General features: G+C 71.1%; 9 protein-coding genes. 7 read left to right on the top strand and 2 right to left on the bottom strand.

Features of this window, described 5'->3' with window-relative positions; all coding sequences use genetic code 11:
• The 4 genes from C3488_RS11905 to C3488_RS11890 form a co-directional block, all read left to right on the top strand.
• Nucleotides 1-1,120 (top strand): ATP-dependent DNA helicase UvrD2 (locus tag C3488_RS11905; protein WP_181138979.1); only part of this gene is annotated, 1,120 nt, incomplete at its 5' end.
• A gap of 165 nt (nt 1,121-1,285) precedes the next feature.
• Entirely contained in the window at nt 1,286-1,606 is a 321-nt protein-coding gene (locus C3488_RS11900; protein WP_181138978.1) for a hypothetical protein, read from the top strand.
• Nucleotides 1,607-1,781: 175 nt separating this feature from the next.
• Complete coding sequence (locus C3488_RS11895; protein WP_019072119.1) at nt 1,782-2,150, top strand: WhiB family transcriptional regulator; 369 nt, start codon at nt 1,782-1,784, stop codon at nt 2,148-2,150.
• Nucleotides 2,147-2,470 carry a hypothetical protein gene (locus C3488_RS11890; protein ID WP_103839340.1) on the top strand — a complete coding sequence of 108 codons (324 nt, stop codon included), beginning with the start codon at nt 2,147-2,149 and terminating at the stop codon, nt 2,468-2,470. The genes C3488_RS11895 and C3488_RS11890 overlap by 4 nt, the downstream gene beginning before the upstream one ends.
• Before the next feature lie 126 nt (nt 2,471-2,596).
• Here C3488_RS11890 and C3488_RS11885 read toward each other — a convergent pair whose 3' ends face one another.
• On the bottom strand, nt 2,597-3,970 hold the full coding sequence (locus tag C3488_RS11885) for an AarF/ABC1/UbiB kinase family protein (RefSeq protein ID WP_103839339.1): 1,374 nt from the start codon (nt 3,968-3,970) through the stop codon (nt 2,597-2,599).
• Entirely contained in the window at nt 3,963-5,186 is a 1,224-nt protein-coding gene (locus C3488_RS11880) for a ThiF family adenylyltransferase (protein WP_103839338.1), read from the bottom strand. Before C3488_RS11880 ends, C3488_RS11885 begins: the two co-directional genes overlap by 8 nt.
• Nucleotides 5,187-5,408: 222 nt before the next feature.
• Between C3488_RS11880 and C3488_RS11875 the strand changes: the two genes are divergently transcribed.
• From C3488_RS11875 to C3488_RS11865, 3 genes are all read left to right on the top strand, one after another.
• Nucleotides 5,409-6,005: a M48 family metallopeptidase gene (locus C3488_RS11875; RefSeq protein ID WP_103839337.1), complete on the top strand. Its 597-nt coding sequence runs from the start codon at nt 5,409-5,411 to the stop codon at nt 6,003-6,005.
• A 201-nt stretch (nt 6,006-6,206) separates the two neighbouring features.
• Nucleotides 6,207-7,871 (top strand): TerD family protein, encoded by a 1,665-nt coding sequence (locus C3488_RS11870; protein WP_103839336.1) that lies wholly within the window; start codon nt 6,207-6,209, stop codon nt 7,869-7,871.
• Between the two features lie 11 nt (nt 7,872-7,882).
• A complete protein-coding gene (locus C3488_RS11865; protein WP_103839335.1) occupies nt 7,883-8,563 on the top strand; it encodes an AIM24 family protein in 681 nt (226 codons plus the stop codon).
• Nucleotides 8,564-8,567: the final 4 nt, after the last annotated feature.

Genomic DNA, 8,567 nt, shown 5'->3' with positions numbered 1-8,567 from the left:
AGTGCCCGCGTCCGAGATCGCCATCCTGTTCCGCACCAACTCCCAGTCCGAGATCTACGAACAGGCCCTCGCGGACGCCGGAGTGCCCTATCAGCTCCGTGGCGCCGAACGGTTCTTCGACCGCCCCGAGGTGCGCAAGGCGGGCGTCGCCCTGCGCGGCGCCGCGCGCTTCGGCGCGAACGACTCCCTCCTCGACGACGCTGTTGACCTGCCCTCCCAGGTGCGTGCCGTCCTTGCGGGCGAAGGGTGGACATCCGTGCCGCCCGCGGGCTCCGGGGCCGTCAGAGAGCGGTGGGAGTCGCTGGCCGCGCTCGTGAATCTGGCCCAGGACTTCGCCGCGGCCAGACCCGACGCCACACTCGGCGACCTGGTGGCGGAGCTCGACGAGCGGGCGAACGCCCAGCACGCACCGACCGTGCAGGGCGTCACCCTCGCCTCCCTGCACTCCGCCAAGGGTCTGGAGTGGGACGCCGTCTTCGTGGTCGGGGTCGCCGAGGGCATGATGCCCATCACCTACGCGAGGACCGACGAGCAGATCGAGGAGGAGCGCCGCCTCCTCTACGTCGGCGTCACCCGCGCGAGGGAACGCCTGTACGTCTCCTGGTCCCTGTCCCGCTCACCGGGTGGTCGTCCAGTCCGACGGCCGAGCCGCTTCCTCGACGGACTGCGTCCGGGCTCCTCCGCCACCACCGGCCGTACCTCCATCGGGGGCACCGGAGGCATCGAACGAGGCGTCAGCGCCTTCGGCGCGGCCACCACGGCCCTCACCCCACGCCGTACCAGCAGGACTCCGGCCCGCTGCCGGGTCTGCGGGCGCACGCTGTCCGACGCGGGGGAGATGAAGCTGATGCGCTGCGACGACTGCCCCTCCGACATGGACGAGGGCCTGTACGAACGGCTGCGTGAGTGGCGGGCGGTGCAGGCGCAGCGCAGTGGGCAGCCCGCGTTCTGCGTCTTCACGGATCGGACGCTGGTCGCGATCGCCGAGGCGCTGCCCGCCGATGAGCGTGAACTGGCCCGTGTCCCGGGGGTCGGAGCGCGCAAACTGGGCCGCTACGGAGCCGATGTTCTGGCCATCTGCGCAGGTCGCGATGTCGGGGAACAGGACAGTGGTGACTGATACCAACTCGTCGAAAAAATAGTTTGCGCATGCCCCAGCGATCCCCATAGGTTCTTAGCCACGGGGACAGCGGCCTTCTCGGAGGCCCTGATTCCGTGTTGTACTTGCATATCCGTCGGACTGGCTCACCCCAGTCCCCCGAGACGCCGAGAGGAGGCGATTGAAGTGATCAGCATCAAGACCAGCTCCACCAGCACCGTCAAACTGACCGATCGCTCGGTCGTCTCCACGTGCATGCTCGGCGCCTCCGACCTGGGCACCGGTCTGTCCGGCATTCGTGCCGTGCGTCCGGCGTCCTCCCTGTCTCTCGCGGGTCTTCCCGTCCGCGAGCGCAATGAGCGACCGACCAAGGCACTGGGAGCAGTAGTGGCACAGGCCGAGGCCTATGCCTTTGCGGCGGCCGGTGCCGGATTCCGGAAGCAGACGACGCAGCACCACCTGATGTGGGCCTTCCGTGGGCCAGAACCCTGGAGTGATCCAGCCTGATCGATGATCAGGCCGGCGCCTTCAGGGCCGCGGAACCCCATCCGGGATCCGCGGCCCTTCTGTTTTCCCCGAACGGGGATGGCAGAGCGAAGGGGCCTCGGGACAAGAAAAGAACCCGGTACCAGCCGACACCCGGTCCGATCGGACCGGAACGACCAGACGAGGAAGACGAACCGTGCAACTCGAAGCGCACGCCCCGTCCGTACCGCCTTCCGAAACGATCCCCCCGCCCGGCCTCACGGAGGACTCCACCTTGACCCCGCTCACCGCGCTGACCGCGCTCGACGACGCCATCGAGAACCTCGGCGTACCCGTCCCGTGCCGCTCGTACGACCCGGAGGTCTTCTTCGCCGAGTCGCCGGCCGACGTCGAGTACGCCAAGTCCCTCTGCCGCACCTGCCCGCTGATCGAGGCCTGCCTCGCCGGGGCCAAGGAGCGGCGTGAGCCCTGGGGCGTCTGGGGTGGCGAGCTCTTCGTCCAGGGTGTCGTCGTCGCCCGGAAGCGGCCGCGTGGCCGCCCGCGCAAGAACCCGGTCACGGCATGAACACCACAGGAACGATCGACCGCCCCCTCACGCACGACCCCAAGAAGCAGGCCCCGATGAAGCCGTCCACGAGTGAGCCCATGGGCTCCGCGATCCCAGACGTCACCACCACCGGCGCGAACGCCTCGCGTCAGAACAGGACCCGAGAGATGCAACTCATCCCAGAAGCCCTGGCTCGTGCGCATATGCACGAGCGGCTGCAAGAGGCCGAGCGGGAACGCCAGGCGGTGCGTCTGGCGGTGGCCCGCCGCATGCAGCGCCGGGCCGAGCGCGCCTCGCTGCGCGCCCGTCGGGCGCTCGCCATGGCCGTGATGCAGTAGCCGACGCCGTCGGCACCAGGACAACCACGCAGGGGCCGGCCCGAAGGGTCGGCCCCTGCGGCGCGTTGGGAGATGCGGGCCGAACCGGTCACCCGGGGCAGCCCGGCCAGGCGCGGTGCAGGCCGGTCAGGCCTCCGCCGCCGACTCCTCCTCCGGAGCCTTCTCCGGCAGGAAGCCCGGCAGCCACTCCTCCAGCTCGTCACGCAGGCGGACCGTCGCGCCCAGTTGGCACAGCACGCCGATCGTGCTCAGGGTCACCCGGTGGATGAGGAGGTAGGCCGGAGGAAGGTTGAGCTGCTTGCCCAGCTGGTGGGCGGGGGAGCGCGGGTCGGCGATACGGGCCGCCTGGCTGCGCATCCAGCCGCGAGTGAAGGTGAATTCGTCCGCCTGCGCCGGTTCGATGATCGGGAGGAGGTAGTCGAGGACCGCGTCGGGGTCGAGCGCGATGGACTCCTTGACGAAGCCCTCTTCACACAGCAGTTCGTAGACCGACTGCGCGTCGCCCTCCAGGGTCATGCGCAGGGAGTGTCCGATCGGGGTGGGCAGGCCGCCCGGCAGGCGGTCGACCGTGCCGAAGTCCATGACGCCGAGGCGCCAGCCGTCCTTCCCGTCACCGCTGCGGGGACGGGGCAGGAGGCGGAAGTTGCCCGGATGCGGGTCCGCGTGCAGCAGGCCTGTACGGGCCGGGCCGGAGAAGAGGAAGCGGGCCAGCAGCTGCCCGGCGCTGTCCCGCTGCTCCTGAGTGCCGTCGGCGATCACCTCTGAGAGCGGTATGCCGTCGATCCACTCGGTCACCAGGACCTGCTCGCACTGGTGCACCACTGCCGGCACCGTGACGTCGGGGTCGCCCGCGAACTCCTCGGCGTGGGCCCGCTGAGCCTGCGCCTCCAGCCCGTAGTCCAGTTCCTCCGAAACCCGGTCGCGCAGCTCCGCGATCAGCGGCTTGATGTCCATGCCCGGGATCAGGGGGCCCAGCAGACGGGCGAACCGGCTGAGTTGGTTCAGGTCGGAGAGCAGGGCGTCGCCGGCGCCCGGGTACTGGACCTTGACCGCGACCTCACGGCCGTCGTGCCACACCCCGTGGTGCACCTGCCCGATCGAGGCCGCCGCCGACGGCCTGTCCTCGAACTCCAGGAACAGCTCCTGCCAGTCCGCGCCGAGCCTCTCCTCGAGGACTCCGTGCACCGTCCGGGTCGGCATCGGCGGGGCTGCCTCCTGGAGCTTGGTCAGAGCCGCGCGGTAGGGGCCGGCCACCTCTTCGGGGAGCGCCGACTCGAAGACCGACAGAGCCTGCCCGAACTTCATCGCGCCGCCCTTGAGCTCACCGAGCACCTTGAACAGTTGTTCGGCTGTGCGCTGTTGGAGTTCGCGGCCGACCATCTCCGCGGACTCGCCGACGATCCGTTTGCCGAGTCCCCAAGTCGCCCGCCCGGCGAAGCCGAGCGGGAGCGCGGCGAGCTTGGCGGTCCGGGTGACCGCCTTCCGGGGAAGATCAGACATGCGCCCTCCAAGTCCCAGACAGCCGTGCCGCGTGTGCCTTGCGGGAGAGGTTCCTCGACGGCCGTTGCTCCGCCATTGTCTCGCGCGGCTCCCCGTCCTCGGAGGTGTGTCCCTCCTTACCTTTCTCCGCCGCGCCGCACCCGCATGCGGAATGCGCCCACACCGGCCGGGCGTGCCAGTCGAACCGGGGCACGGACGCCTCCCAGCGTGCGCCCGAGCTGGCGGGCCCGTAGCCGTCCAGGAACGCGAGCGCGTGCCCGGCGGCGACTCCCGCGACGGCAGTCGCCAACGCGAGGTCGCACGCCTGGACCTGGGGTCGGCGCCCCGAGCGCCACTGGGCGACCAGACGTGGCCAGGTCTCGTCCCGGTCGGCGCGCCCCCGGTCGAGGCAGCCGGCGCAGCTCGTCTCGCCCGGCAGGACGAACGGGCCGACGATGCCCGTGCCTTCCGCGACACCCGCGTACAGATGGGGTGTTCCCGAGGCGATCAGCGGTTCCGCGCTGAGCGGGTCGGGGGCGTGCACGTCGACGCCGTCGCGCGGGGCGAGGATCACCAGCGAGAAGCCGGGGTCCGGGTCGTCGTGGAGAGAGCGGCGCGCGGCGCGTTCCTGTCGCGGGGGCCGGTCGGGGGCGGCCGCGCGGACCGCGCGGCGGGCCGCCTCCTCTCTGCGCTCGCCGATCGCCTCCACCGGCAGGCCACCCGGGGCCACGTCCCACGGCTCGACACAGCCCGTGTCGCGGACGTCGACCTCGCCGACGCCGGCGCCCGCGAGGAGCGAGGCGAGGAGGACGCCCACACGGCCCGCGCCGCGGACCTGGACGCGGAGGAAGCGGCGGGCGGCCAGACGCCGGGCGGCCTCGCCGGGTGAGCGGGCGACCAGGGACAGGGATGCCAGATCGGCACGGAGGCGGTCGAGGACGGTCGCCTTGCCGCGGAGGGCGTCGGCCTGCGGGCCACCGCCGGTGGCGTCGTCGAGCAGGCCCGCGCCCGACAGGTTGTCCACGAGCGCGTCGACGTGTCCGTCCGGCAGGCCCATGCGGCGGGCCTCCTCGCGGAGCAGCGGCAGCCCGCGGGTGCCGTCGAGCAGGGTGAGGAAGCTGCCCGTCGCGGTGTCCACCGGGCCCAGCACCATCGCGTGCGAGGGTGCCATCCCGAACTGGACGGTGTTCAGATCGCGCCATCCGCGCCGCAGCGCGGGCTTCACCATCGGATGCATGACCGGCCCCCGTAGTCCGTAATGCGTCAGTACGTCGTCATATGACAGCGGATGTGTCTGTCCGCCGGCGCATGCCAGCATGCCTGGACCCAGCGCAGCGTGCCGAAAGTTGTCCACAGGGGGAGGTGTTCGTCATATGAATCACGTGCGCGGGAGTGGGGATCAGCGCGGAACCGCGTCGGAGGCGGGACTTCCCCCGTGTGCAGCGGGTAACGTCGGGGCGTGCCCGCCGACCCACCGCACCGTGCCGGAAAGCCGCCGCGCAGCACGACGAGCCAGCCGCCGAGCGGCTCGGGGACGAGCGCGATCGAGGTTCGCAGAAGCGCGCGACGCCGCAGAACGGTGTCCGCCTACCGCGAGGGTGATCGCACCGTCGTGCTCATCCCCGCCCGGATGTCCAAGGCGGAGGAGCAGCGCTGGGTGACCGTCATGCTCGACAAGCTGGCCGCTCAGGAGAGCCGCCGGGTGATCGGCGACGCCGATCTGGCCGAGCGTGCCGAGCGGCTGTCGCTGCAGTACCTGGACGGTCGGGCGCGGCCCGCCTCGGTCCGCTGGGTCACCAACCAGAACACACGCTGGGGCTCGTGCACCCCGTCCGAGGGCAGCATCCGACTGTCGCACCGGCTGCAGGGCATGCCCGAGTACGTCATCGACTACGTCCTGTTGCACGAGCTCGCACATCTGCTCGTACCGGGACACGGGCCGCGCTTCTGGCGGTTGCTGGAGGCGTATCCGCGCACCGAGCGTGCCCGCGGTTATCTGGAGGGGGTGGTCGCTGCCGGCCGACTGCCGTACCAGCCGGCGCAGGACGAGGAGTAGCGGCGACGCGGCCCACACTCCCTCAGCGGTCGTACGGGCCATCTCCGTACTGCGCGCACCGCCGCAGAAGGCCGAGAAGCCGCCGGTCCTCACGACGATGCGGTTGTGTACCGGGTCTGTACCGGCTCCCCTCCGCTGCGTGCGTTTGCCGTTAGCCTGGCGCGACGCACTCACATTCGGGATGGGGGACGGTCGTTACGCATGGCCAGGGAATTCCAACGCGGCCACAAGGCCAGGATCAGTGACCTCACGGCGGGCACGGACCTGTACGTAGGGGTGCAGATCTCCGCGCCCGGACTGAGCTTCGACATCAGCTGCTTCGGGCTGGACGCCGACGAACGGCTCTCGGACGACCGGTACTTCGTCTTCTTCAACCAGCCGAAGACGCCGGAGGAGGCCATTCAGCTCCTCGGTCCGCAGGCGGGGGACACGGAGTCCTTCCGGGTCACGCTGGACAAGATCCCGTCGCACATCCACAAGCTGTCCTTCACGGCGACGATCGACGGCGCCGGGCAGATGTCGCAGATCGGCCCCGGATACCTGCGTATCGTCGCGGGCGGCGAGGAAGTGGCCCGCTACCCCTTCAGCGGCTCGGAGTTCACCACCGAACGCGCCGTCATGCTGGGCGACTTCTACCTCAAGGACGTCTGGCGGTTCGCCGCGGTCGGGCAGGGGTTCGACGGCGGCCTCGAGGCACTGCTGAAGAACTTCGGCGGGGAGGTCCTCGAGGAGGAGCAGACGCCCGCCCCGCAGCAGCCGCAGACCGGTGCCGCCCCGGGGTTCGCCCCGCCGGCGTTCGCCGCCCCGGCCGCACCTGCCCCGGCGCCCGCACCCCCCGCACCTCCGGCATCCGCTCCCGCGCCGATGCCGCAGCAGCCGCAACCCGCCCCCCAGGGCTACGCGCCGCCCCAGGGACCCGCTCCCCACGCGCCCGCGCCCTCCGTGCACGCCGCCCCCACCATCGTCGCGCCCCTGAACGCGCCCCCAGCCGGAGCCGTGCCGCCGCCGGGCCCGGCGCCGCACGTCCAGCCGCCCGCTCCGCCCGGCCCCCCGCCCGGATACGGACAGCAGCCGGCCGCGTCGATGCCACCCGGATACGCACAGCAGCCGCCGTACGGCCAGGCTCCCGGGCAGTACCCGGCCCCGCCCGGCGCCCCCTCCCCGTACGGCGCTCCCCAGGGCGCTCCGCAGGGTGCTCCCCAGGCCACCGGTGTGGCCGCCGCGTTGCAGGTCTTCAAGGAGACGCCCACCGGGCAGCGGTGGACGCAGCAGAACAAGAAGCTCGTCCGCGTGGACCTCGGCATCGGCGGCCAGCCCGTACTGGCCCGCCAGGGCAGCATGGTGCTCTACCAGGGCAAGGTCGACTTCGGCTACAAGGGCGCCGGCTTCGCCGGGCGGATCGTGGGCAACGCCACCGGTCAGGAGATGCAGCTGATGCGCTGCACGGGCCAGGGGCAGGTGTTCCTCGCGGAGAGCGCCACCGATCTGCACCCGATCGAGCTCCAGGGGGACGCGATCTGTGTCTCCGCGGAGAACGTCCTCGCCTTCGACGAATCACTCCAGCACGAGGTGCGGCGCATCGAGGGGCACGGCATCCCCGGGGGCGCCCTGTTCACCATGCAGTTCCAGGGCACCGGCACGATCGTCGTCAAGACGCACGGCGCACCCGTGGTGCTGCCCGTCACCCCGACGACGTTCGTGGACTCCAACGCCGTCGTCGCCTGGTCGGCCGCCGCCCAGGTGATCGTCTCCAGCCAGGTGCGCATGCGCCGCAACGCCTATCCGGGCCACACCGGAGAGGGCGTGAACCTGCAGTTCCGCGCCGCACCCGGCAATTTCGTCGTCGTCCAGCCGTACGAGGTCTGAGGGAGCCCGTCATGAACCAGCCGCTCGCGGGCTATGCCCCCGCACCCGTCACCGCTCGCATGGAGAACCACGGCAGCCACATGCTGAAGGTCGCCATGCAGACCGGAAACGACCTCCTCGCGCGCGTGGGCTCCATGGTCGCCTACGAAGGGTTCGTCCAGTACGAGCCCAACCCGCCCGCCGTGCGCCAGATCGCGCGGGACTGGATGACGGGTGAGGGTGCGCCCCTGATGAAGTGCTCCGGCGACGGTCTGCTCTACCTCGCCGACTACGGGGCGAACGTCGTCGTCATCAACCTGGGCGGCGATGCGATCTCCGTCAACGCCACCAACCTGCTCGCCTTCGACGCCCACCTGCAGTGGGGCGTCGAACGCGTCAAGGGACTCGCCAAGTTCGCCGGACAGGGCCTGTGGAACACGAGGATCTCCGGGCAGGGCTGGGTGGCCCTGACATCCCGGGGCACCCCGATCGTGGTCGACTGCGGCGGAGGCGAGGACGAGACGTACGTGGACCCGGACGCACTCGTCGCCTGGTCCCCGAACCTCAAGGTGAAGGGCAAGCGCAGCTTCAAGGCGCAGTCGCTCATCGGGCGCGGCAGCGGCGAGGCCTACCAGATGGCGTTCTCCGGGCAGGGCATCGTGGTCGTCCAGCCCAGCGAGGACAGCACCGACCGCCTCCGGATCCGGGGCTGAGGGG

It is taken from the genome of Streptomyces sp. Ru72 (assembly GCF_002920635.1).
GTDB lineage: Bacteria > Actinomycetota > Actinomycetes > Streptomycetales > Streptomycetaceae > Streptomyces.
The sequence above is the reverse complement of the archived record's forward strand: the minus strand, read 5'-3'. Positions and strand labels throughout refer to the sequence as shown.

Bases quoted from the DNA above. Each gene is read 5' to 3' on its own strand.
- C3488_RS11890 (WP_103839340.1), top strand. From the start codon at position 2,147: ATGAACACCACAGGAACGATCGACCGCCCCCTCACGCACGACCCCAAG.
- C3488_RS11885 (WP_103839339.1), bottom strand. From the start codon at position 3,970: ATGTCTGATCTTCCCCGGAAGGCGGTCACCCGGACCGCCAAGCTCGCC.
- C3488_RS11880 (WP_103839338.1), bottom strand. From the start codon at position 5,186: ATGCATCCGATGGTGAAGCCCGCGCTGCGGCGCGGATGGCGCGATCTG.
- C3488_RS11870 (WP_103839336.1), top strand. From the start codon at position 6,207: ATGGCCAGGGAATTCCAACGCGGCCACAAGGCCAGGATCAGTGACCTC.
- C3488_RS11865 (WP_103839335.1), top strand. From the start codon at position 7,883: ATGAACCAGCCGCTCGCGGGCTATGCCCCCGCACCCGTCACCGCTCGC.